Here is a 22,193-nt window from a genome sequence, read left to right on the forward strand (position 1 = left end):
ACCAGTTCGCGGCGCGCCTGGCCGCCACGCCGCGCACCCTGAAAGCGCCGGCGCGGCGCGTCCTGCTGCAGGAGCTGCGCGGGGCCGGACTGCTCGACATGCGGCGCGCCATGGAAATCATCGCGGAACACCTGGGCGTGTCGCGTGCCGCCGTCTACACCTACGCGCGGCAGGAAGGATGAACGCATGACGCCACCGACCACAATGGCGACCGGCGCGGCGCGCCTGCTGCTGCTCGACGCGGCTGCCGTTGCCGCCCACCTGCAGGCGGACGAGGTGCTGGCCGCCGTGCGCGTAGCGTTCGTGCTGCACAGCCGCCAGCAGGGCCGCGTGTTCCCCGTCATCCGCGAAGCGCTGGCGACAGGGGGCGTGTTCGGCATCAAGGCGGGCGACGTACCGGCCGAAAACCTGCTGGGCTTCAAGGCGGCCGGCTTCTGGCCCGCCAACCGCGCCGCAGGCGGCGAGCCGCACCAGGCCACCATCATGCTGCTGGACCCGGCCACGGGGCGGCCCGTCTGCATCATCGACGGCAACGCCATCACCACGGCGCGCACGGGCGCGGCGGGCGCGCTGGGACTACAGCTGCTGGCGCGGCCCGACAGCGCCCAATTGTGCGTGTTCGGCACGGGCGTGCAGGCCAGGGTGCAGACCGAGTATGCGCTGCGCGTGCTGCCGCGTTTGCGCCAGCTGCGCTATGTGAGCTCGACCGGCCAGGCGCATGCCGGCTTCGAGGCGGCCTTTGCGGACCGCATCGGCATTGCCCATGCGCCCGACGCCGATGCGGCCGTGGCGGGCAGCGACGTGGTGATCACGGCCACGCCGGGGCGCGGCCCCCTGTTCAGCGCCGCCGCCGTGCAGCCCGGTACGCACGTCAACGCCATCGGCGCCGATACGCGCGGCAAGCGCGAGCTGCCGCCAGGCTTGCTGGCGCGCGCGCGCCTGGTGGTCGACGACGTCGCGCAGGCGAGAAGCATCGGCGAAGCGCAGTGGGCGCCCGACGTCCCGTGCCACAGCCTGGGCGACTTGCTGGACGCGCGCGCGGCGCTGGCCAGAAGCGCCGGCGATATCACGGTGCTGGACTTGACGGGCCTGGCCCTGCAAGACCTGACCGTGGCGCGCCTGGTCCATCGCCAGGCGGCAGCGGCCGGCAGCGGCATCGACATTTCCTGGCCCTGGTAGGCCATCCAACCCCGCACTGAAAGGCGACACAGCATGCAGAACCTGACACTCCCCACCTACGCCGACGTGGTGGCGGCCGCCCGCCGCATCGCGGGCCATGCCCACAGGACGCCCGTCATCACTTCGCGCACCGTCGACGCGGAGTTTGGCGCCCAGGTCTTCTTCAAGTGCGAAAACCTGCAGCGCATGGGCGCCTTCAAGTTCCGCGGCGCCTACAATGCGCTGTCGCAGTTCGACGCGCAGCAGCGCCGCGCCGGCGTGGTGGCTTTCTCGTCCGGCAACCACGCGCAGGCGATCGCGCTGTCGGCCCAGCTGCTGGGCATTCCCGCCACCATCATCATGCCGCACGATGCGCCGGCCGCGAAAATCGCCGCCACGCGCGGCTACGGCGGCAACGTGGTGCTGTACGACCGCTACACGCAGGACCGCGAGCAGATCGGCCGCGAACTGGCCGAGCAGCAGGGCATGACGCTGATTCCGCCGTACGACCATGCGCACGTGATCGCGGGCCAGGGCACGGCCGCCATGGAACTCTTCGAGGAAGTCGGACAGCTGGATGCCTTCTTCGTGTGCCTGGGCGGCGGCGGCCTGCTGGCCGGTTCGGCCCTGGCCACGCGCGCGCTGTCGCCCGCCTGCAAGCTGTATGGGGTGGAGCCGGAAGCGGGCAACGACGGACAGCAATCGTTCCGTTCGGGGCAGATCGTGCACATCGACACGCCGAAGACGATCGCGGACGGCGCGCAGACGCAGCACCTGGGCAATCTGACTTTCCCCATCATCCGGCGCGACGTCGACGACGTGCTGACGGTCAGCGACGCGCAGCTGGTCGAGCGCATGGGCTTTGCCGCCTCGCGCCTGAAGCTGGTGATCGAGCCCACGGGCTGCCTGGGCTTTGCCGCCGCCCTGCAGATGAAGGAGCAGCTGCGCGGCAAGCGCGTGGGCATCTTGATCAGCGGCGGCAACGTGGACATGCCGCGCTTTTGCGAGCTGCTGGGCGGCCAGGCGCGCTAAGGCCAGCCCGATTCTGCCGCGCCGGGCCCGTTCAGCGGGTCTGGCCACGCCCTCCCGATGCGCGTCTGGCGCTGCCTGCCCAGCCTGCCGGATAGTGTTCGCCCGAATACTATCCGGCTCCACGATCTATTGCCCGCATAATCGCGTCAGATTATGTCAGGTTGCGCCGTTTACTTTACCTTACTGTTTACTCTTCAAAAACAAGAACAGAGATAAACGGAATGATAGATCTACTTTTGTTAGGGGCCGATACCGAACGCAGTCACGAACTGGCCAGGCTTTTTCAGAGCGCAGGTTATCAGGTCGTCGAAGTGCGGGATTTGGCATCTTATTTGAATCGGCCAATGGGCGAATTAATGCCGCCGCATGAATTTGTCTCAAGCAGCGGGGCGTTGAATCTCGCGGGTGGCGGCGAGTCGCGCGATATCCGCATATTCAACGCCAATGCGTCCGCCGAAAGCGGCGGCGCCATTCAATTGCGGCCGCGCCTGCTCACTTGCATCCTGAACCTGGCCCGCCAGCTCATGCCGGGATGGCGCCTCAGCATGGGAAACCGTTGCCTTGAGGCACCAAATCGCCGCATCGTGGAATTAACCAGCCTGGAATTCAAATTCATCAAGAACTTTGCATTGGTGGAAGTGAATGAGGCTGTTTCGCGCAAGCAGATAGTGCAGGCATTTGGCGAGGATTATCTGTCGTACGACCAGAACCGCATCGATACCATGTTAAGAAGGCTGCGCAAGAAAGTGGAATCGTGCGCCGGCGTTAAATTGCCGCTCAATACCGAGCGGGTACGCGGGTTTTCTTTTGGCGAGGTATTAATCATCGATCCGTGAGCCGGTAAAGAGATATGTCATAAAGTGTCATGCCGGCCGTGATGCCGCACCTTAAAATAAACGGGCAATTCCTGCGATTGAATATAACGTTTATTGAAAGGTGATTATGAAAATGAAATTGATGATGGCCGTTCCATGCGGCCTGTTACTGGCAGCAATCCCGCTGGCGGCGTCCGCCGCCGGGCCCGCATTGCCGGGCTACGGGGCAGACCTGAGCCAGACCACGGTGTCCGGCATTTCCTCGGGCGGCTTCATGGCAGCCCAGCTGGCAACGGCATATTCCTCGCTGGTCAAGGGCGTCGGCGTGATTGCCGCCGGACCCTACGATTGCGCCTCCACCTATCCCGGCCAGTCGCCGCTGCAGAACGCCGTAACCACATGCATGTCGCCGTTCTCCGCCGCCGTCGGGCCGAGTGCGGCCGTCTCCTGGCGCAGCGCACAGCGCCGCGCGCAGGAAGGGACTATCGATCCGGTAGCCAATCTGGCGCGCCAGCGCGTCTACGTGTTCAGCGGCGCAAGCGACGCGACGGTCAGGACGATCGTCGTCGACCAGGTGGCAGAATACTACCGGCTTGCCGGTGTGCGGCAGGACGCCATCCTGTATCGCAGGAATGAAGCGGGCCATGCGATCATCACGGCGCGCGAGCAGGACGCGGCGTGCGCCGAAACGCGCGCGCCGTACATCAACAATTGCGGTTTTTCCCAGTCGGCCGAACTGCTGACGCATTTGTCCGGCGCGCGCAGCCGGCCTGCCGCCACCGGCCCGCTGACGGGGATCATCATCAAGTTCGATCAGCGCGAATTCATCAAGGGTAGCCGCTCCAGCATGGACGAGGCGGGGTATGCCTATGTGCCGCGCGAGTGCCAGGACAATGCCTGCGTCGTGCACGTGGCGTTCCACGGCTGCCAGCAGGGTGCCTCGCAGCTGGGCGAACGCTTCTACATGGGCACGGGCTACAACGAATATGCCGATGCGAACCGCATGATCGTGCTGTACCCGCAAGTGCGTCCGTCCGGCGGCATTCCGCCCAATCCCAGGGGCTGCTGGGATTTCTGGGGCTATTCCGGCGAAGACCAGCACCGGCCCGATTTCCAGACGCGCAGCGCACCGCAGATGGCCGCCGTCGTCGCCATGCTGCAACGCCTTGGCCAGCCGCGCGCCGCCGCTGCCGCTCCTGCTCCTTAACCTTTCCTGAAATGGCGAACGATCATGGCATTTAATCCACTGACCCAATGGCTGTCCTTTGGCAAGTCATCGCTGGACGTGTACAAACAGTTCGCGTCCGCCGGCGATGCCAGCCTGCGCGAAGCCGGCGCGCACGCCGGTCCCGCGCAGATGGCGCAGCTGCTCAAGGCGACCCTGGAAATGAGCAAGGAATGGAGCGAGGCGCAATCCGATGCCTATGCCGCGCTGTTCCGCACGCAGCTCGCTTCCTTCGATGCGCGCCTGACGTCCGATACCGTGCTCACCCTGATGGACCTGCATGCGCAGCTGTCCAATGACCTGTCGGCGCAAAGCAACGGCACCATCAAGGGTTTTGCGCAGCGCGCGCACGCCTGCGTGCAGGACCTGCAGGCGGCGCAGACGCGCGACGATGTCTCCATGGTGGTGGCGGGCTTCCTGACCGACGTGGGCGGCGTGCTGCGCACCGGCGCGGAAGAGACGGCGTCGCTGCTGAACGCGGCGCAAGCCGCCTCCGGCATCCTCACGCACAAGGCGCTCGATGACATGGCGCAGGGCAGGCAGGCGCCGGCCGACTGAATGGCCTGAGCGGCAAGAAAAAGGAGAGGCGTGCCTCTCCTTTTTTTGTGGCCTGCGCACCCGCCGTCAGTCAGGCGCCTTGGCCGGGGAGGCCGCATCGAGGGGCATGTCCAGCATGTAGTCGGGCAGGGTGCGGGGGAAGATACGGCTGAACATCACGCCGGCCTGCGCCGCCGCCAGCTGGAAGCGGCGCCGCAGTTCCTCGCTCACGCGCATGTCCGTGCTGGCCTGGTAGCGCTGCTGCAGGTCGCGCATGCCCGTCAGCTGGTCTTCCAGGGGGCTCAGTTGGTCCGACGCCGCGTGCCCGCCCACGTAGGCGCCCTGGCTCATGCCCATCAAGGTCAGCAGGGTGGCCGAGATCTGGATATTGCCCAGGGCATCGGCGCCGCTGGCAATCACATAGGCCGCGATCACCACGGTAAACACCAGCATCTGGAATTTGTAGATGTCGAAACGCTTGTCCGTCTGCAGCAGTTCGGCGGCGCTGGCTTGCGCATGCGCGCCGGCCAGGGGCGCCGTGAACCAGCCCAGCTGTTGCGCATACGCATACAGCTGCGGTTCCAGCTCCTTCTTGATCGAGGTGGTGATCTGGCTGCCCGCCGTGCCGGCCGTGGAAATGCCGATCAGGTACAGCAGGTCCGTCGACAGTTCCTGCAGCAGGCCCGTACGCAGCCACTGGTAGAACAGCAAGGTGGCGACGATCAGCGTAAACAGCAGCATCTGCATCTGCGACAGGCTGGCATGGCCGCCCGAACCGGTGATGTACCAGGGCAGCAAGTGGCGCCAGCGCTGGCGCCAGGGCAGGGGCGGCTGCGCGCCGTTGCCGCCCAGCGCAGGAATGGCCGCCGCGGCCAGCAGGTAGCAGCCTGCGGCGAACAGCATCGCCGCCACCATGCTGGCGGCCTTGCCCGAGATCGTCAGCTTCATTTCGCGGCCGAAGTGGACGTGGCCGCGCTGCCCATCCTCATAGTCGAACGCGGCGATCTTCAGGCGCAGCGGCTGGTGGCGGTTCCAGAAATTCCAGCTGCCTTTCAAGTCGTCGGCATTGCTGAATTCTTCGATCCTGGGCGTGCGGAAGTAGATGCGCGTGGTGGCGACGGTGCGCGCCGCATCGTGCGGATCGGGGCTGTCGACGACGGCGACATGGTCGACCAGCAAGGGCAGGGTGCTGTAGCTGTTGTTGCGCCACAGCTCGAAGTAGCCGATCACGCATACCTTGTCCGTCTGCTCGGCGAAGCTGGGCTTGATGCTCAGGTAGTTGATGTTGCCACTGGGCAGGCTCGGCGACGGCAGCTCGATCCGCGCGTTGTCCAGCGTTTCGATGGCTTCCTGCACGGGCTGGCGCATCGCGTCCACCTGCTGCTGCGGCATGCCGCGAAAGCGCGCCGAGCAGATGTCCTGGCCTGCCTCGCCGGCGGCGACCGCCGGCGCCGCTGCCAGCAGCAGCGCTGCGGGTATCAGTGTTCCACGTAGCAAGGTTTTTTTTACCGCGTTCATGTTCATGCCGTCCTCCGTTCTCCGCTCGTTGATGAAGCGCGCCACCGGCCGTGGCCGCAGGCGCCCGACATTCCATGCTAGGGCGCGCGGGCAGGCGGGGACTGACCATCTCTGGCGCTGGCGGCGGGCGTCAGAATCGGTCAGGCATGGCGCCATGGCACGGGTCTATGCTCGCTGTGTCGCTACTTTTTTTAACTGTTACATCAACCAGATAGGGAGAAATCTATGGCTGTCCTGACGAGTCTTGAGGACATGGTGCGGGCAATTGCCGGCTCGGTGATGAATGCGCAGCACATGGTGGAAAAGGCGCAGTTGGCCAACATCGCGTCATTCTTCGACGACCGGCACCAGCCCACCGTGATCGACGTGGAACTGCCCGCGATACACAGCGGTGCTGCGCCGGAAGCGTTCTATCACTACCGCGTGCCCGTGATTTCGCTCGTGCCGCACAGTTCGCTGATCATCGGCGAGGCCGAGATCGAGCTGGACGTGGAACTGGGCGCGTTCGAAGACCATGAACGGGGCGGCGTGCACGAAGGCATCATGGACCAGCTGGGCCGCGCGGCCCCGGCCGACAAGAAGGCGGGACTGATGGTCAATGCCGGCAATGGCGGGCTGGCCAGCAAGAACGGCAATGCCGTGCACATCAAGCTCAAGCTGGTCGCCACGGAGAAGTCGGAAGGCCTGGCGCGGCTGGTCAACGACGTCGTCAAGGCGCAGGGTCCCGTCGCCATGGGGCGGAGCGGCGAAACGGCCTGACCTGGCCGCCATGCCTGCCTATTAATCCGCCTATTGTCTATTTTCAGGAGAATGTCTTGGCCACGAATAATTTTCATTTGACTAATATCCGCTTTATCAAGCGCATCGTTGTCGGCAACGATAATCCGCAAAGCATGAAAACAGAAACGGAAGTGCAGCAAGCCATGGATCTGGTGAATCTCTGCCTGGCATCGACGCCGCGCGGTTATGTGCTGAATGTGGAAAAGAGTTTCGGTTTATATAATATCGGCGAACACCAGGTGGTGCTGCAATATGCCGTTTATAACATCGGTTTCGACCGCAAGCCGATGTTCCTGGACGAGCATGGCCAGGGCTGAGCGCCGCCCCGCACAGTGGCAGGCGCCAGCGCTGTGCGCGGCGGTCGCGCGCAGCCACGTGGCGGCGAATGCGGCGCTGCGCGTGGCCAGCCTGGACGGCACCCGTCTCGCGCCGGCGGCCGCGCCGTTCCATTACGTGCTGCCCGATGCGCCCGCCGGCGCGGGCGCCAGCAGCCACATTCCCTCCCGGCAGTTCGAGCGCCAGTACGCCTGGTGCCTGGAGTCGCTGGGCGTGACGGTGTACGGCTATTGCATCGAGCGCCAGTTTGGCTGGGAACGCAAGACGGAGCCGGCCTTGCTGCTGCGCCGGCCATCGTGGTGGCGGCGTCTGCTGCGGCCGGCACCGCTGCTGGCCCTGACCGTCGATGCGCACCCGGCGGGCGCCGCCATCAGCCTGGCGGCGGCGACGCGGCCCGGCTACCGGGGCGCGATCGATTGCATCGTGCGCCTGGAACCGGCATTGCAACAGCAATTGAAACAGCTGCACGATACCCAGGTTACGGCCGTTTCCATTAAAAAGAAAATACGCCGTTATTTAATTTCCCTGCGTCGTTGAGTTATTAATGCGATGGTCAGAAACTGCCATTCAATCATTTATTTTCAAGCGTAATCTAATAATGTCGGCATCGCGGAAGTTAATAAAAGCGGTGTTTGATATTAATCCACGAAGTGGATTCCTGTTACCCGCAAGGGTTTAATCTTAAAGGAGTAGATAATGGCTGAAATTATTGACATGGCATCGCAATTCAAAGGCTTGCCGATGGGCGACCTGATCGGCGGCCCGCTGACCGCCGCATGCGACGCGCAAGTGAAACTGGCGCATGCGACCGCCGATTTCATCAAGTACATCGGCTTCATGCCGCCGTCCGACAACGACAAGGATGGCGTGGGCGCCACCCGCCTCGCGCACTTCGCCTTCACCCGCCCCGTGGCCGATCCGGCCGACCCCAGCAAGACCGTGGAGGAGTCCGTCTCGCTGGACGTGCCGCTGCTGGCGATCGTGAAGATCCCGAGCCTGTCGATCACCAAGGTCGACATCACCTTCGACATGGAAGTGAAATCGTCGTTCAGCTCGAAAGAGACGGAAGACAAGTCGGGCAAATTCTCGGCCGACATCAAGGCCGGCTGGGGCCCCGTCAGCGTCAAGGTGCATCTGGAAGGCTCGGTTGCCACGCACAAGGAAAACACGCGCAGCTCGGACAATTCGGCGAAGTACCACGTACAGGTGCTGGCCGAAGACGGAGGCATGCCCGAAGGCCTGGCACGCGTGCTGGACATCCTGCAAACGTCGATCCAGCCGCGCGTTGCCCCGCCAGCAGCAGTGGCGCATCAGCCGTAATGCCTCAGTGACGGCATAGCTCGCGCGCCGCATGGCCCGTCCATGGCGCCATGCGGCGTTGCAAGCCTGTGCCCGCCGCAGTCCATCAGAAGTCCATTACCGCAGCCCATTAAGCCATTCTCATGAGGGGGAGAAGTATGCATGAACTAAGCACAACCGAGCTGGCCGCGATGCTCACCACGTCCGATGCCGACACGCGCGCGCAGCTGTGGACGGAGCCGCTCAACAACGGCATGCGCGCCTGTGCCATCGACAGCGTCACGCGGCAGGCGGCGTTCCTGGCGCAAGTCCTGCTGGAGTCGTCGGAGCTGCGCCAGTTGCAGGAGTTTCTCAGCTATAGCCCGCAGCGCCTGCGCCAGGTGTGGCCGCAGCGCTTTCCTACGGACCAGATCGCCGAACAGTACGGGCACAACCCGCAAAAACTGGCGAACAAGGTGTATGCGCAGCGCATGGGCAATGGCGACGAGGCCAGCGGCGATGGCTGGGCCTACCGGGGCCGCGGCCTGATCCAGCTGACGGGGCGCGACAACTATGCGCATTTTTCGGCCGCCATGGGCTGCGATGCGCTCGCGCATCCGGACCTGCTGCAGGAGCCGGCGGGTGCGGCGCTGTCGGCTGCCTGGTTCTGGCGCGCGCACGGCTTGAACGAGCTGGCCGACAGCACCGTGCAGGCGGGCGGCGACGCGCACTTCAGCGAAATCACGCGGCGCATCAACGGCGGCCTGAATGGCCTGGCGCAGCGCCGCGCCTACTGGGAACGGGCCTGCAAGATCCTCGGCGTCGGCGCCGCCGCCTGAGTACCAGGGCCGGCGCCCGCGCGCCATGGCCCTCCTGTTTAACTTTTTTATTGAAGAGGCAATCACATGAGCAATTACAGCAAAGTGCAATTCATTTCGTGGGAAGTCCATACGGGTCCGTTTGTCGTCACGCGCCCGCCGGTCAAGACGGGCCTGTACAGCGGCCTGCTCGACCCGACGCCCGATAACCGCACGGATGCGCTGGGGCAGTGCTGGGACATCGAGGCGCGCCTGGCATTCACGGCCGACGCCATCGCCAAGGCGGAACTGTCGAGCGACCGCAGCGCGGGCACGCTCAAGGTCTTCATGGCGCCCGAATTCCTGTACCGGGGCGCGGGCGGTGCCTATCTGCACGACTTGATCGACGGCTGGGACGGCCAGGCGCCGGCCGAGTTCAACCTGCCCGCGCCCTACAATGGCCGCTGGCGCGGCCTGTTCGGCGGCTTGCGGGCGCTGGTGGCGCAAGCGAAATACGAGGACTGGGTGTTCGTCTTCGGCACGGCCCTGAGCGCCTCGTTCCCGTCCGCCCGCCAGCGCGACGGCAAATTCGTCATCGACGTGCGCCAGCCCGGCGAAATCTACAATTGCGCGCTGATCCAGCGCGGCGGCGCCCTGCATGGCACGGACAACTACGTCTCGCGCAAGCACTACATTTCGCCCATCGATTTCCTGCAGTGGAATGGCGCCGTGACGCAGCACACGCCCGGCACCGTGCTGCCGCTCGACCCCCGTGCCGTCGTGCCTGCCGATGTCATGGGCGTCAACGAAGGCGGCGCCTTGTTCCGCATCCCCGGCATCAACGACAGCCTGGGCAAACCCATCGATTTCGGCATCGAAATCTGCCTCGACCATGCACGCAGCGGCAATTCGGCCAACCCTTATGGCCGCATCCGCACGGCGGGGCAGTCCGTCAAGATCCAGCTGGTGCCGTCGGGCGGCATGCGGCTGGTGTCCGATTCCATCCGCCTGCAGCCGGCCGGCGCGCCCACGCCCCGTTCGTATGCCTTTAATTGCGATGGACTGGGCAATCTGAACGGCAGCGCAGGCAGCCATACGCAGGTGTGGAACGGTCCCAACAGCGCGCCCGCACCTGCGGGCAACTGCCTGGTGGCGGCCAGCAGCGGCGCAGTCGTGGGTGGCACGGTGCTGACGGCCGTCGCCGCGCAAGTACAGACCACGCTGGGAGTCGTGCAGGGCAGCTTGCTGTGGAATAACGGCGGGAACGTGCAGGGCGCGGGCCAGGTGCGCATCCTGGCCGTGCGCGACCTGTAAGTTCCGGCCGCGGCCGCGCCGCCTGCGCGCTAGTGCGACACGAGCACGGGCACGGTCATGTCCTGCAGCACCGTGCGCGTGACGCCGCCCAGCAGCGCTTCGCGCAGGCGCATGTGGCCGTAGCAGCCCATCACGACGAGGTCGCAGCGCCGCTGCGCCGTCATCGCCAGCAGGGCCGTGCCCACGTCCTGGCCCGGCGGCGTGTCGTGCTGCAGCACCTCGACGTTGACGCCGTGGCGCGCCAGGTACAGGGCCAGGTCGGCGCCCGGCTGCTCGCCATGCGCGGCCGGCTGGGCGTGCGAATTGACGACGGCCAGGGTCACCTGCTGCGCGCGCTGCAGCAGCGGCAGCGCATCGGTGATGGCGCGCAGCGCTTCGGCGCTGCCGTTCCAGGCCAGCAGCGGCCGCTGGCCGACGGCCGCTGCTGCCGTCGACGGCGCCAGCGGCGCATGGGGCACCATCAGCACGGGCCGGCCGCAATGGAGCATCAGGTATTCGGGCGTGCCGGCGATGACGCGCGACGGCGTATCCTGCGCGTCCGTCTGGCCCAGGATCAGCAAGTCGCAATAGCGCGCCTGCAGCAGCAGCGCGCCCTGCGCATCGTCGTCGACGAAGCGCGTTTCATAGGTGGCCAGGCCTTCTTCGCGGGCGATGCGCTCGAAGTCGTGCAGCGCTACGCTGGCCTGGGTGCGCAGCGCCTGCATCTGCGCGGGCGCGAACTGCAGCGCATTGACGCCGCCGCCATACGCGTAGCGCGAGATGCCGCTCATGGCCGAGCCGATCAGGTGGGCGCCTTCGGCGATGGCCAGGCGCACGGCCAGGCGGATGCGCTGGGCGCAGTGGCGGGAATTGTCGACGTGGACGAGCAGGGTGGTGTAGGGCATGGCGTTTTCCTCGGTTGTCGGGTGTCGGTTGTCACGTCTGCAGCACGTAGCTGCCGGGCGCGTCGCCCAGGTCGGGACCCATGGGCGGCGGCGCCGCCAGCGCACCGGGGCGCGCCGCCAGCCACGCTTGCCAGGCGGGCCACCACGAACCGTCGTGGCGCGGCACGTCGCGCTGCCAGCTGTCCGCGTCGATATACGGTTCGTCGTGGCGGTGCGTGGCCAGCTGGTAGCTGCGGCGCGGCTGGCCCGGCGGCGAGACCACGCCCGCATTGTGGCCGCCCGAGGTGAGCAGGAAGGTGACGTCCGTGTCGGTCAGCAGCTGCAGCTTGTAGACGGAGCGCCACGGCGCCACGTGGTCCGTCAGGGTGCCGACGGCGAAGATGGGCGCGCCGATGTCGGGCAGGGCGATATGCCGGCCCGCCGTGCGGTAACGGCCTTCGGCCAGGTCGTTGTGCAGGAACAAGCGGCGCAGGTATTCCGAGTGCATGCGGCAGGGCATGCGCGTGGCGTCCGCATTCCAGGCCATCAGGTCGCTGTCCTGTTCGTCTTCGCCCAGCAGGTAGTGGCGCAGGCGGCGGGACCAGACCAGGTCGTTCGAGCGCAGCAGCTGGAAGGCGCCCGCCATCTGCTTCGTATCGAGGTAGCCCTGCTTCCACATGGCCGCTTCCAGGAAGCTGACCTGGCTGTCGTCGATGAACAGCGACAGTTCGCCCGGTTCCTTGAAATCCACCTGCGACGCCAGCATGGTGATGCTGGCCAGGCGTGCATCGCCATCGCGCGCCATGGTCGCGGCGGCGATCGCCAGCAGGGTGCCGCCCAGGCAGTAGCCGGCCGCGTGCACCTGCGGCGCGCCCGTGATGGCGCCCACCGCGTCGAGCGCGTCCATCACGCCCAGCTGGCGGTAGTCTTCCAGCGACAGCTCGCGGTCTTCTTCCGTGGGGTTTTTCCACGAAATCATGAACACCGTGTGGCCCTGTTCCACCAGGTAGCGCACCAGCGAATTGTGCGGCGACAGGTCGAGGATATAGAACTTCATGATCCAGGCGGGCACGAACAGCAGGGGCGTGGCATGCACGCGCGCTGTCGCGGGCGCGTACTGTATCAGTTCGATCAAGTCGTTGCGGTAGACGACCTTGCCCGGCGTGACGGCCACGTTGCCGCCTGCCTGGTAGCTGCGCTGGTCGGGCGCATGCTGGCCCATGGCGGCGCGCTGCCAGTCGTCGGCCATGTGGGCCATGCCGCGCGCCAGGTTGGCGCCGCCGCTGGCCAAGGTGGCTTGCTGCACGACGGGATTGGTCAGCATGAAGTTCGATGGCGCCAGCATGTCGAGCCACTGGCGCACGGTGAACGTGACGACATCCTCGTGGTGCGGCGCGACGCCGCGCACGCCCGTCGTGGCGCGGTGCCACCACTGCTGCTGCAGTAGGAAGCCCTGGTAGACCAGGTTGTACGGCCAGCGCTGCCAGGCGGGATCGTCGAAGCGCCGGTCCTGCGGCAGCGGGGCGATGCACGGTGGTGCCGCGCCGGCACCCGGCAGCGCGGACTGTACGGCGTACTGCTGCCAGCGGGCGATCTTCTTCCACGCTTCCTGCAGCAGGGTTTGCTGCTTCGATGGCGCCAGCGCCAGGTGGCTGAGCCAGTCCGCATACGCGTTGCCCAGCGCGGCCGGTGAGATGCCGCCCGTGAACTTGCCCAGCCAGGCGTTCAGCAGCAAGTCCAGGGTGGCGCCTTCGGGCGCGCTTTCCGGGTAATCGGGCACGGGCACCCCTTGCCAGGCGCTGCCCTGGCGCTCATGTTCCCTTGTCTGCTCCGTATTCGCCTGCCGCGCTGTGCTCATCCAGGACTCCTGTCATTTTTTTACAGGATAGCAAGAGCTTGTTCAAAAAATTATGATCTACATCAAGTTTGGCTGGATGGGGCATCGGCCTGTGCCTCGTCGATGATCCATGCCATGAACGCCTGCACGGCGGGGCGCGCGGCCGCATCGGGCCGCGTCACCAGGTAATACGCGAAGCGCGCGGGCCACGGCAAGTCCAGCACCTGCACCAGGCGCCCGGCGGCGATTTCCGCGTGCGCATACAGCTGCGGCACCAGGGCCAGGCCCTGGCCCGCCTCGGCCGCGCGGATCAGCAGGAAGTCATCCTCGAAAGCGCTGCCCCGTGCGGCCCGGGCATCCCCGGGCGCGCCATGCGCGGCCAGCCACAATGGCCAGTCGGCGCGGTCCGTGTCGTGCAGCAGCGGGTAGCGCAGGCAATCGGCCGGCGTGGCGATGGGCGGCTGGCCCGCCACCAGGGCGGGGCTGGCGACGGGCACCAGCACGGGCGCCATCAGCCGCGTCGCCTGCAGGCCCGGATACTCGCCCAGGCCGTGGCGCAGCGCCACGTCGACCCTGTCGCGGCGCAGGTCGACCAAGGCCGATGTCGCTTCCACGCGCACCTCGATCTGCGGGTAGCGCCCGTTGAAGCGGCCCAGGCGCGGCACCAGCCAGGCGGCGGCAAAGGTGGCCACCGTGCTGACGGTCAGCGTCTGGCGCCCCGCGAGGTCTTCCAGCGCCTCGCTGGCGCTGGCGATCTGCGCGAACGCGGCCAGCAGGGTGGGGTGGACCCGGGCGCCCGCTTCCGTCAGGCGCAAGCCCTGGCGTTCGCGCGTAAATAGGGGCGTGCCGACCCGTTCTTCCAGCAGGCGGATTTGCTGGCTGACGGCGCCCGACGTCACGTGCAGCGCCTCGGCGGCAGCCTTGATGCTGCCGCGCTGGCCCACTTCGACAAAGGCGCGCAAGGCCTGGAGCGGCAGGGGATGTTTCATGGATTTAGTTTTTCTATAGTCTGCGGCGAAAAATCATCGTTTCATTTTTTACGATGCCGCGGCGATTATAGCGGGGTTCGCCGCCGCAATTAACTTTAGAAATTCTAATGAAGGAAACACCATGACTGCTTCCGCACCACAACCTGCCGCGCTCGCGCTGTACACGGACAGTTCGCCCAACGGCTTCAAGATCACCATCGCGCTGGCCGAACTGGGCTTGCCGTACCAGCTGCACCATGTGCGCATCGAGCACGCAGAACACCGGCTGCCCGCTTTCCTGGCGCTCAATCCGCACGGCCGCATTCCCGTGCTGGTCGACCGCGACACGGGCGTCACCGTGTTCGAATCGGCCGCCATCCTGCTGTACCTGGCCGAGAAAACAGGACGCTTGCTGCCGGCGGACCCGCAGCAGCGCTGGGCCGCCGTCACCTGGCTGCTGTTTCATGCGGCCAGCATGGGGCCGCTGCTGGGCCAGCGCGTGCATTTCGAGATCGCCGAAGGGGGCGCGAATGGGGCCGCCGCGGCGCACTTCCGCCAGCTGAGCGACGCGGCGCTGGCCACCCTGGATGGCCGCCTGGCCCGCAGTCCGTACCTGGCGGGCGACGCGTATTCGGTGGCCGACATCGCCAGCTTCGGCTGGCTGCATATCGCCCGCATCGTCGGCTTCGACCTTGCCGCTTGGCCCCACGTGCAAGCCTGGCATGCGCGCGTGGCGGCGCGTCCGGCCGTCCGCCTGGGCGTCACCATTCCCGCGCCCGCCACGGGCGCCTGACCTGCCTGAAGGAAGACCATGGCTATCGATACCAGCGGCGCGTCGTCGCACGCTTTCACGCACCACCGCGGCTACCGCCGCATGTTCGCGCCCGGCGCGCTCACCCTCGGCATCTATCTGCCGCTGCGCTTTTACCAGGGTGACATGCAGGCGCTGGCGGGGCAGGCCGAGCTGGTCGCCGCCATGGACCGGCAAGGCTTTGCCGCCGCCTGGGTGCGCGACATTCCCCTGTTCGATCCCCGTTTCGGCGATGCGGGCCAGCTGTTCGACCCGTGGACCTACCTGGCGTATCTTGCTGCCCGCACGGATTCGCTGGCCCTGGCCACGGGCAGCGCCATCTTCACCTTACGCCATCCCGTCGACCTGGCCAAGGCGGCCGCCAGCATCGACCAGCTGTCGGGCGGACGCCTGGTGCTGGGCACGGCCTCGGGCGACCGCGCCGGCGAATTTCCCGCGTATGGCGTGCCGCACGCCACGCGCGGCGTACGCTATGCGCAGGCCGTGCACATGTTCCGCCAGCTGCTGCAAGAGGGCGCCGCCAGCATCAGCGGCCCGCTGGGCATGCTCGAGGGACTCGAACTGCTGCCCAAGCCCGTGGCGGGGGCCATTCCCCTGGTCGTCACCAGTTCCTCGGGCCAGCCGCTGGAGTGGATAGGGCGCCATGCCGATGGCTGGCTCACGTATCCGGAAGCGACGGATACGCCCGACGGGCCGCGCCGGCTGGCGGACAAGATCCGCGCCTGGCGCGCCTGCATCCCCGACGGCGGCTTTCGGCCCCACATGTGCAACGAGTGGCTGGACCTGGTGGACGATCCCGATTATCCGCGCACGCCGGTGCGCAGCGGCTACGTGCTGTGCACGGGGCGCAAGGGCTTGATCGACCTGCTGGGAGAGTGGCGCGAGGCGGGCGTCAACCATGCGGCGCTGGGCATCCAGCATGGCCGGCGCCCGGCCGCGGAGGTGCTGCAGGAGCTGGCGCAGGAAGTGCTGCCGCATTTCCCCTCGCATGCGGCGCCGGCCCGCGCCGTGCCGCGCTGGTGAGCATGGTTCAAAACGCCCGGCTGAGCGTATAAATCAGCAGGCCGGCCAGGCCGCCCACGATGGTGCCGTTGATGCGGATGAATTGCAGGTCGCGTCCGATGGCCAGTTCGATGCGCTCGCTCATCTCTTCCTTGCTCCACAGGTCCAGGCGGGCGGCGATGAAGGCGCCCACCTCGCCCCGGTAGCGGCGCACCAGCGCGCCGCTGCCGGCGACGATGGCATCGTTCAGCCATGCCCGCGCAGCTTGGTCCGTGCCCAGCACCTGGCCCGTGTTGCGCGCCAGGCCGGCGATCGCTTGCGCCAGCACGGGCTGGTCCGCGTGCAGGTCGGCTTGCAGGCGCGTGCGGAGGTGGTTCCAGACGTCGCCCAGCATGGCTTGCACCGTGTCGCTGGCGACCAGCTGCAGCTGGTAGCGGCGCACCGTCTCCTGCCAGTGCGGGTCGGCCTTCAGGTGCAGCGCGCTGTCGGCGATCCAGCCGGCGACGCGCTGGCGCAGCGGGTGGGCGGGATCGACGCGTACGGCGACGGCAAACTTTTGCAGCGAGGCGATCATGCGCGGCTCGTATGCTTTCACGGCCTTTTTCACCAGCGCGTTTTCGATCTGGAAGGCGCCCAGCACGAAGTCGCCGATGGCGGCGTGGTGGCGTTCGTCGTCCAGGTAAGCGGCGCTGCGGTCGAGCATGAAGTCCAGCAGCAGCTGCGGCTTGCCGTCGGCGATCAGCGCATCGATGCAGTCGGCCGCCACGTCCGACACATTCAATTGGCCCAGGTAGCTGCTGGCCTGCTCGCGCAGCAGGCGTCCCAGCTGTTCATGGTCGGCCATCGCCAGCAATTGCCTGGCGATGCCAGCGCTGGCCATGCCCAGCTGCCGCGCGTGGGTCTCGTCGCCGAGCCATGCGCCCAGCCGCGCGGCAGGATCGGCCTGCACGATGCGTTCGGCGATGCCTTGTTCGGTAATGAAATGGTTTTCCACGAAGGCGCCCAGGCTGCGGCCGATGTCCGCCTTGCTGTTCGGGATGATGGCCGTATGCCACAGGGGGATGCCCAGCGGGTGGCGGAACAGGGCGACGACGGCGAACCAGTCGGCAATCGCCCCCACCATAGCCGCCTCGGCAAACGCTTCCACGTAGCCCCAGGCGGGATGGCCGCCCCGCTGCGAGCGGGCCACGGCAAAGACCAGCGCGGCCAGCAGCAGCAAGCCCACGGCCAGCCACTGCATGCTGCGCAGGCGCGCGCGCTTGAGCTGGTCCGTGCTCTGGTCCAGTTGTGCGATGAGGTCGGGGGAACGTTGCATGGATGGCGGCCTGCAGGGTTGCGAGACCGCCATCTTACTGCGATGGCGCAGTGATGCGATTACTGTTGCGGATGCAGCAGCGAACGGCGGCGCGCGTAGCCGAAGTAGATGACCAGGCCGATCACGAGCCAGATGGTGAAGGCCACCCAGGTGACCCAGCTGAGAAAGCTCATCAGGCCCACGCACAGGATCACGGCCAGCGCCGGCACGTACGGCACGCCGGGGCAGCGGAAGGCGCGCGGCAGGTCGGGACGGCGCTTGCGCAGCACCACCACGGCCACGGAGACCATGGTGAAGGCGGCCAGGGTGCCGATGTTGATCAGTTCAGCCAGGATGTTGAGGGGGATCACGGCGGCGATCAGGCCGAACACGATGCCCACCAGCCAGGTGGCGAAGAACGGCGTGTGGAAGCGCGGGTGCACGGTGGACAGGCGCTTGGGCAGCAAGCCGTCGCGCGACATGGCGAAGATGATGCGCGTCTGGCCGAAAGCCATCACGAGGATCACGGTGGTCATGCCGAGGATGGCGCCCAGGTCGACGAAGCCGGCGATCCAGTTTTCGCCCGCATACTGCAGGGCCAGCGAGACGGGATGGTCGACGCCGAGGAATTTTTGGTAGGGCACGATGCCCGTCATGATGGCCGACACCACCACGTACAGCACGGCGCACACGGCCAGGGAACCGATGATGCCGATCGGTAAGTCGCGCGACGGCTTCTTGACTTCCTCGGCGGCCGAAGTGACGGCGTCGAAGCCGATGAAGGCGAAGAAGACGAGGGCCGCCGCGCTCAGCATGCCGTGATAGCCGAACGGCATGTAGGGCTGCCAGTTGGCCGGCTGCACGTGGCGCGCGCCGAAGATGATGAACAGCAGCACCACGCCCACCTTGATGGCCACCATGACGTTGTTCAGGCGCGCCGATTCGCGCACGCCCCAGCCCAGCATGGCCGTCAGGGCCAGCATGATGACGAGGGCGGGCAGGTTGATGAAGGTGGTCACGCCGGGCAGGGCGCCGGGCGCGGCGGTGAGCGCGACGGGCAGCACGATGCCAAAGCCCGACAGCAGCGACTGGAAGTAGCCGGACCAGCCGACGGAGACGGCGGCCGCGGCCAGGCCGTACTCGAGCAGCAAGTCCCAGCCTATCATCCAGGCGGCCAGCTCACCCAGGGTGGCGTAGCTGTAGGTGTAGATGGAGCCGGCCACGGGCACGGTGGAGGCAAATTCCGCATAGCAGAGGGCGGCGAAGCAGCAGGCCACGGCCGCCACGACGAACGACAGCGACAGGGCGGGGCCGGCCGTCAGCGCGCCCGTGCCGGTGAGCACGAAAATGCCGGTGCCGACGATGGCGCCTATGCCCATGAGCACCAGGTCAAACGGGCCCAGCACTTTCGCCAGTCCTCCCGGCTTCTTGCTGTGGGCGATCATATCATCCAAATTCTTGGTTCTAAATAAGCTCACTGTGTCTCCTGGTAATTTTTGTCATGGCGCCATTGCCGCCTCGTGAGTAGCACGACGCAGCCAGATTCTAGCCCAGGCGGCAGGCATTCTAGAAGGAAATATGTACTGTGCCGTGCGCGCCTGCCACGGGGGCCACGGCGGCAGGCCCAAAAAAAAGCCCCGGGATGATGGACCGGGGCTGTAAAGGAGACTGCTTTAATGGCGTAAATAGTTGCCTGTTTGGCTATTTCGAAAAATGGGCTTCGATTTCTTCCAGGGTCTTGCCCTTCGTCTCCGGCAATAAAAATGCTGCCGCCAGGAAATACAGCACGGTGCAGCCGGCGCCGAAGAAGAACAGGGTCGAATAGCCATGCAAGCCCACGGTGGGCAGGAAGATGGCGGCGATCACCGTCGAGACGAACTGGTTGACCAGCAGCGCGATGCTCATGCCGTTCGAGCGGATGCGCGTCGGCATCAGCTCGGACAGGGCCAGCCACACGCACACGCCCGGTCCCACGGCAAAGCTGGAAACGAACACGCAGATGGCGATCGCCACCAGCCAGCCGTGTGTGGGCGAGGGCACGGGGCCCAGGCTGGCCTTCTCGATGCGCAGCGGCGCGTCGCGCCCGGCGGCCGGGTCGGCAAACGGGTTCAGGTGCAGCTTGCGGAAGAACACGCCGATTACGCTGTCGGCTTGCACGGCGTCTTCGCGGGCGATCGTCACCTGGCGCAGCACGGGGTCGTCGCTGCGCAGGCTTTTCACATTGGTGAAGGGGCCGTAGGCGTAGGCGATGGTCAGCTGCTGCGGCGTGCCGTCGGCGGCCGCGCCCAGGGCCGTCAGGGTGGCTGCATCGAGGTGCACGGCCAGGCCGTCGTTCTGGACCTGGGCCGCGATGGCGGGGCGCACGTCGGCCAGGTGCGCCTCGGCGCCGCGGAACAGCAGGCCGGCCGCCAGCAAGGAGACGACGATGCCGCCCGTGCCCAGCATCAGCAGGAATTTGCGGCCCTTGCGGTCCACCAGCAGCACGGCTACCACCGTCATCACGGCGTTCAGCACTTTCAGCAAGACGTCGGCCATGTTGGCCGAGGCGCCCGACAGGCCCGCCTGGTTGAGGATGTTGACGACATAGGCAAGGATGGAATTGATGCCCGTCGCCTGCGTGCAGGCGAGGATCAGGCAGGCGAGCAGGAAGGGCAGCACATAGCGGCGGCTCAGCAGCGGGTCCTTGACCTTGGCCGCGCCGCTCGTCCTGGCCGCATTTTCGGGGGTATCGAGCATTTCGCGCAGTTCCAGGTCGGCGGCGGCGGGCAGGCGCGTGCGCAGCAGCGACTGGCGCGCCTGTTCGACACGGCCGCGGCGGGCCAGCCAGCGCGGCGACTCGGCCAGCAGCAGGGCGCCGATGGTAAACACCAGGCCCGGCGTCAGGCAGACCCAGAAGATGCTGCGCCAGGCGTGGTCCTTGGCGCTAAAAATGGCGGCGATGCGGCCCGCTTCCGGCAGCGCTTGCGCCGCCTGCGTGGCCGTTTCCACCGTCTGCGCCTGCAGCAGGCCGATCAGGGCGGCGGCCACCAGGCCGATGGTCAGCAGCAGCTGGAACAGGGCGGCGCCCCGTCCCCGCTGTTGCGCGGGCAAGCATTCGGCCAGGTACAGGGGCACGACGACGCCGATCAAGCCGCCGCTGATGCCTTGCAGCAGGCGGCCCAGCAGCAGCGGCATGTAGCCGTCAGCCAGCGCGATCAGGGGAATGCTGGCGCTGAACAGGGCGCCGGCCAGGAACATCACCCAGCGCCGGCCCAGGATATCGGCCAGGGCGCCGGCGAACAGCGACGACAACACCGAGCCCAGCAGCACGGCAGCGACGATAAAGCTCAGCTGCTGGGCCGTCAGTTTCCAGGCCACGGAGGCCGTCGATTCCAGGTACGGCAGGGCGCCGGCAATGATGCCGATGTCTATGCCGTACAGCAATCCCCCCATGCCGGCAATAAATAGCAGGTAGCGCATGGCCCACACGGGGGCCTTGTGTGACGTGTCGTGCATGAAAACTCCGGGACGGGGTTGAGGTGGGGTGAGGTGGTCTAGCGGGTGGAAAGATCGATGGCCGCGCCTTCGACGAAGACGGACACGGGCTGCAAGCTGGCATCGAGGACGACGATATCGGCCCAGGCGCCGGGCGCCAGGCGGCCCCGCTCGGATTCGCCCAGGTAGTCGGCCGGGTACAGCGACAAACGGTTCGAGGCGTCGGCCAGGTCCAGGCCCAGGTCGACGAAATTGCGCAGGGCCTGGTCCATGGTCAGCACGCTGCCGGCCAGCGAGCCCGTGGCCAGGCGCACGCAGCCCAGGCATTTGTAGACGCGCTGCGTGCCCAGGCCGTATTCGCCGTCCGGCATGCCGGTGGCCGAGGTGGCGTCCGTCACGCCGTACAGGCGGGGGATGGCGCGCAGGGCCGCGCGCAGGGCGCCCTTGGCCACGTGCTGCAGGTCGGGGATGATTTCCGCGTATTCGGCATGCGCGAGCGCCGCGCCCACCATGCCCGGGTCGTAATGGGTCATGCCCGTCATGCCGTTGTACAGGTGCGTGAAGCCGGAGACGCCGGCGTTGAGCGCCGCCACGCCTTCGTCATACGTGCCGGCGCTGTGGCCGATCTGCACGCGGATGCCCATGGCCGCCAGTTGCGGGATCAGTTCCAGGTGGCCGGGGATTTCCGGCGCCATGGTCAATACCCTGATGGGGGCGATGGCGTGAAAGCTTTGCACGAGCGCCAGGCTGGCCTGCACCACGTCGGGTGGCTGCGCGCCCAGGCGGTGCAGATTCAGGAACGGTCCTTCCAGGTGCACGCCCAGCATGCGTGCGCCGTTCGCGGGACGCTCGGCGATGACGCCGGCCAGGCCGTGCAGCGCGCGGCGGATCGACGGCTCCTTTGCCGTCAGGGTGGTGCCCAGCAGGGCCGTGGTGCCGTGGCGCGCATGCACCTGCGCCACGGTGGCGCCCGCGTTTGCGCCTTCCATGATGTCGACGCCGGCCGCGCCGTGCACGTGCAGGTCGATAAAGCCGGGCAAAATCGTCAGCGCGCTGTCGGCGGCAGGGTCTTCTTGTATCTGGACGATACGCTGGTCAAAGGTGATGGTGCCCGTGATCCAGCCAGATGGGGTAAGGATTCTGCCGCTCAGCAT

Annotated in this window: 22 protein-coding genes; 14 read left to right on the plus strand and 8 right to left on the minus strand. The window is 66.7% G+C overall.

Translation table 11 applies throughout. From position 1 onward, the window contains the following. The 6 genes from GCN75_RS27345 to GCN75_RS27370 form a co-directional block, all read left to right on the plus strand. A partial coding sequence (locus GCN75_RS27345) for a helix-turn-helix domain-containing protein (protein WP_193317682.1) occupies positions 1-182 on the plus strand: 182 nt, incomplete at its 5' end. Between the two features lie 4 nt (positions 183-186). Then, positions 187-1,179: an ornithine cyclodeaminase family protein gene (locus GCN75_RS27350; RefSeq protein ID WP_152285156.1), complete on the plus strand. Its 993-nt coding sequence runs from the start codon at positions 187-189 to the stop codon at positions 1,177-1,179. A 33-nt stretch (positions 1,180-1,212) separates the two neighbouring features. Further along, positions 1,213-2,190 carry a threo-3-hydroxy-L-aspartate ammonia-lyase gene (locus GCN75_RS27355; RefSeq protein ID WP_152285157.1) on the plus strand — a complete coding sequence of 326 codons (978 nt, stop codon included), beginning with the start codon at positions 1,213-1,215 and terminating at the stop codon, positions 2,188-2,190. Positions 2,191-2,411: 221 nt separating this feature from the next. Next, entirely contained in the window at positions 2,412-3,026 is a 615-nt protein-coding gene (locus tag GCN75_RS27360) for a helix-turn-helix domain-containing protein (protein WP_152285158.1), read from the plus strand. A 106-nt stretch (positions 3,027-3,132) separates the two neighbouring features. After that, a complete protein-coding gene (locus GCN75_RS27365) occupies positions 3,133-4,212 on the plus strand; it encodes an extracellular catalytic domain type 2 short-chain-length polyhydroxyalkanoate depolymerase (protein WP_152285159.1) in 1,080 nt (359 codons plus the stop codon). 24 nt (positions 4,213-4,236) lie between these two features. Next, positions 4,237-4,788, plus strand: a complete 552-nt coding sequence (locus tag GCN75_RS27370) for a hypothetical protein (protein WP_152285160.1) — start codon at positions 4,237-4,239, stop codon at positions 4,786-4,788. Between the two features lie 66 nt (positions 4,789-4,854). On the opposite strand, the gene GCN75_RS27375 is transcribed toward GCN75_RS27370, so the two are convergent. Continuing rightward, positions 4,855-6,285, minus strand: a complete 1,431-nt coding sequence (locus tag GCN75_RS27375) for a hypothetical protein (RefSeq protein WP_152285161.1) — start codon at positions 6,283-6,285, stop codon at positions 4,855-4,857. A gap of 225 nt (positions 6,286-6,510) precedes the next feature. Here GCN75_RS27375 and GCN75_RS27380 point away from each other — a divergent pair, with 225 nt between their 5' ends. The 6 genes from GCN75_RS27380 (at position 6,511) to GCN75_RS27405 (ending at position 10,790) form a co-directional block, all read left to right on the plus strand. After that, on the plus strand, positions 6,511-7,044 hold the full coding sequence (locus GCN75_RS27380; protein WP_152285162.1) for a DUF2589 domain-containing protein: 534 nt from the start codon (positions 6,511-6,513) through the stop codon (positions 7,042-7,044). Between the two features lie 56 nt (positions 7,045-7,100). After that, complete coding sequence (locus tag GCN75_RS27385) at positions 7,101-7,382, plus strand: hypothetical protein (RefSeq protein ID WP_152285163.1); 282 nt, start codon at positions 7,101-7,103, stop codon at positions 7,380-7,382. Continuing rightward, on the plus strand, positions 7,369-7,938 hold the full coding sequence (locus tag GCN75_RS27390; RefSeq protein WP_152285164.1) for a hypothetical protein: 570 nt from the start codon (positions 7,369-7,371) through the stop codon (positions 7,936-7,938). The genes GCN75_RS27385 and GCN75_RS27390 overlap by 14 nt, the downstream gene beginning before the upstream one ends. Positions 7,939-8,097: 159 nt before the next feature. Continuing rightward, positions 8,098-8,721, plus strand: a complete 624-nt coding sequence (locus tag GCN75_RS27395) for a DUF2589 domain-containing protein (RefSeq protein ID WP_152285165.1) — start codon at positions 8,098-8,100, stop codon at positions 8,719-8,721. Positions 8,722-8,858: 137 nt separating this feature from the next. Beyond that, a complete protein-coding gene (locus GCN75_RS27400; protein WP_152285166.1) occupies positions 8,859-9,518 on the plus strand; it encodes a glycoside hydrolase family 19 protein in 660 nt (219 codons plus the stop codon). A gap of 66 nt (positions 9,519-9,584) precedes the next feature. After that, positions 9,585-10,790 carry a hypothetical protein gene (locus tag GCN75_RS27405; RefSeq protein ID WP_152285167.1) on the plus strand — a complete coding sequence of 402 codons (1,206 nt, stop codon included), beginning with the start codon at positions 9,585-9,587 and terminating at the stop codon, positions 10,788-10,790. Positions 10,791-10,819: 29 nt separating this feature from the next. Here the strand turns inward: GCN75_RS27405 and GCN75_RS27410 are convergent, their stop codons facing one another. The 3 genes from GCN75_RS27410 to gcvA all read right to left on the minus strand — a co-directional run bounded on the left by GCN75_RS27410 (position 10,820) and on the right by gcvA (position 14,479). Further along, positions 10,820-11,674, minus strand: a complete 855-nt coding sequence (locus GCN75_RS27410) for a universal stress protein (RefSeq protein WP_152285168.1) — start codon at positions 11,672-11,674, stop codon at positions 10,820-10,822. Between the two features lie 31 nt (positions 11,675-11,705). Next, positions 11,706-13,511, minus strand: coding sequence for a PHA/PHB synthase family protein (locus tag GCN75_RS27415; RefSeq protein WP_152285169.1), 1,806 nt, complete (start codon positions 13,509-13,511; stop codon positions 11,706-11,708). Between the two features lie 62 nt (positions 13,512-13,573). Next, positions 13,574-14,479: a transcriptional regulator GcvA gene (gene gcvA / locus GCN75_RS27420; RefSeq protein WP_152285170.1), complete on the minus strand. Its 906-nt coding sequence runs from the start codon at positions 14,477-14,479 to the stop codon at positions 13,574-13,576. A 121-nt stretch (positions 14,480-14,600) separates the two neighbouring features. Between gcvA and GCN75_RS27425 the strand changes: the two genes are divergently transcribed. Continuing rightward, the gene (locus GCN75_RS27425; protein ID WP_152285171.1) at positions 14,601-15,251 is read left to right on the plus strand and encodes a glutathione S-transferase family protein; all 651 of its coding nucleotides are present in this window, start codon (positions 14,601-14,603) and stop codon (positions 15,249-15,251) included. Between the two features lie 18 nt (positions 15,252-15,269). Next, positions 15,270-16,292: an LLM class oxidoreductase gene (locus GCN75_RS27430; RefSeq protein WP_152285172.1), complete on the plus strand. Its 1,023-nt coding sequence runs from the start codon at positions 15,270-15,272 to the stop codon at positions 16,290-16,292. A 7-nt stretch (positions 16,293-16,299) separates the two neighbouring features. Here the strand turns inward: GCN75_RS27430 and GCN75_RS27435 are convergent, their stop codons facing one another. The 4 genes from GCN75_RS27435 to GCN75_RS27450 all read right to left on the minus strand — a co-directional run bounded on the left by GCN75_RS27435 (position 16,300) and on the right by GCN75_RS27450 (position 22,193). Next, positions 16,300-17,586, minus strand: coding sequence for a DUF445 domain-containing protein (locus GCN75_RS27435; RefSeq protein WP_152285173.1), 1,287 nt, complete (start codon positions 17,584-17,586; stop codon positions 16,300-16,302). A gap of 59 nt (positions 17,587-17,645) precedes the next feature. Next, a complete protein-coding gene (locus tag GCN75_RS27440) occupies positions 17,646-19,043 on the minus strand; it encodes an amino acid permease (RefSeq protein ID WP_152285174.1) in 1,398 nt (465 codons plus the stop codon). A 223-nt stretch (positions 19,044-19,266) separates the two neighbouring features. Continuing rightward, a complete protein-coding gene (locus tag GCN75_RS27445) occupies positions 19,267-21,060 on the minus strand; it encodes an MFS transporter (RefSeq protein ID WP_152285175.1) in 1,794 nt (597 codons plus the stop codon). A gap of 38 nt (positions 21,061-21,098) precedes the next feature. Continuing rightward, positions 21,099-22,193, minus strand: a complete 1,095-nt coding sequence (locus GCN75_RS27450) for an N-acetylglucosamine-6-phosphate deacetylase (RefSeq protein ID WP_152285176.1) — start codon at positions 22,191-22,193, stop codon at positions 21,099-21,101.

The organism is Janthinobacterium violaceinigrum, assembly GCF_009208555.1.
Taxonomy (GTDB): domain Bacteria; phylum Pseudomonadota; class Gammaproteobacteria; order Burkholderiales; family Burkholderiaceae_D; genus Janthinobacterium; species Janthinobacterium violaceinigrum.

What these genes read in the sequence shown, in the direction of transcription:
- GCN75_RS27350 (WP_152285156.1), top strand. Translation starts at nt 187, where the DNA reads ATGACGCCACCGACCACAATGGCGACCGGCGCGGCGCGCCTGCTGCTG.
- GCN75_RS27355 (WP_152285157.1), top strand. Translation starts at nt 1,213, where the DNA reads ATGCAGAACCTGACACTCCCCACCTACGCCGACGTGGTGGCGGCCGCC.
- GCN75_RS27360 (WP_152285158.1), top strand. Translation starts at nt 2,412, where the DNA reads ATGATAGATCTACTTTTGTTAGGGGCCGATACCGAACGCAGTCACGAA.
- GCN75_RS27365 (WP_152285159.1), top strand. Translation starts at nt 3,133, where the DNA reads ATGAAAATGAAATTGATGATGGCCGTTCCATGCGGCCTGTTACTGGCA.
- GCN75_RS27370 (WP_152285160.1), top strand. Translation starts at nt 4,237, where the DNA reads ATGGCATTTAATCCACTGACCCAATGGCTGTCCTTTGGCAAGTCATCG.
- GCN75_RS27375 (WP_152285161.1), bottom strand. Translation starts at nt 6,285, where the DNA reads ATGAACGCGGTAAAAAAAACCTTGCTACGTGGAACACTGATACCCGCA.
- GCN75_RS27380 (WP_152285162.1), top strand. Translation starts at nt 6,511, where the DNA reads ATGGCTGTCCTGACGAGTCTTGAGGACATGGTGCGGGCAATTGCCGGC.
- GCN75_RS27390 (WP_152285164.1), top strand. Translation starts at nt 7,369, where the DNA reads ATGGCCAGGGCTGAGCGCCGCCCCGCACAGTGGCAGGCGCCAGCGCTG.
- GCN75_RS27395 (WP_152285165.1), top strand. Translation starts at nt 8,098, where the DNA reads ATGGCTGAAATTATTGACATGGCATCGCAATTCAAAGGCTTGCCGATG.
- GCN75_RS27400 (WP_152285166.1), top strand. Translation starts at nt 8,859, where the DNA reads ATGCATGAACTAAGCACAACCGAGCTGGCCGCGATGCTCACCACGTCC.
- GCN75_RS27405 (WP_152285167.1), top strand. Translation starts at nt 9,585, where the DNA reads ATGAGCAATTACAGCAAAGTGCAATTCATTTCGTGGGAAGTCCATACG.
- GCN75_RS27410 (WP_152285168.1), bottom strand. Translation starts at nt 11,674, where the DNA reads ATGCCCTACACCACCCTGCTCGTCCACGTCGACAATTCCCGCCACTGC.
- GCN75_RS27415 (WP_152285169.1), bottom strand. Translation starts at nt 13,511, where the DNA reads ATGAGCACAGCGCGGCAGGCGAATACGGAGCAGACAAGGGAACATGAG.
- gcvA (WP_152285170.1), bottom strand. Translation starts at nt 14,479, where the DNA reads ATGAAACATCCCCTGCCGCTCCAGGCCTTGCGCGCCTTTGTCGAAGTG.
- GCN75_RS27425 (WP_152285171.1), top strand. Translation starts at nt 14,601, where the DNA reads ATGACTGCTTCCGCACCACAACCTGCCGCGCTCGCGCTGTACACGGAC.
- GCN75_RS27430 (WP_152285172.1), top strand. Translation starts at nt 15,270, where the DNA reads ATGGCTATCGATACCAGCGGCGCGTCGTCGCACGCTTTCACGCACCAC.
- GCN75_RS27435 (WP_152285173.1), bottom strand. Translation starts at nt 17,586, where the DNA reads ATGCAACGTTCCCCCGACCTCATCGCACAACTGGACCAGAGCACGGAC.
- GCN75_RS27445 (WP_152285175.1), bottom strand. Translation starts at nt 21,060, where the DNA reads ATGCACGACACGTCACACAAGGCCCCCGTGTGGGCCATGCGCTACCTG.
- GCN75_RS27450 (WP_152285176.1), bottom strand. Translation starts at nt 22,193, where the DNA reads ATGCTGAGCGGCAGAATCCTTACCCCATCTGGCTGGATCACGGGCACC.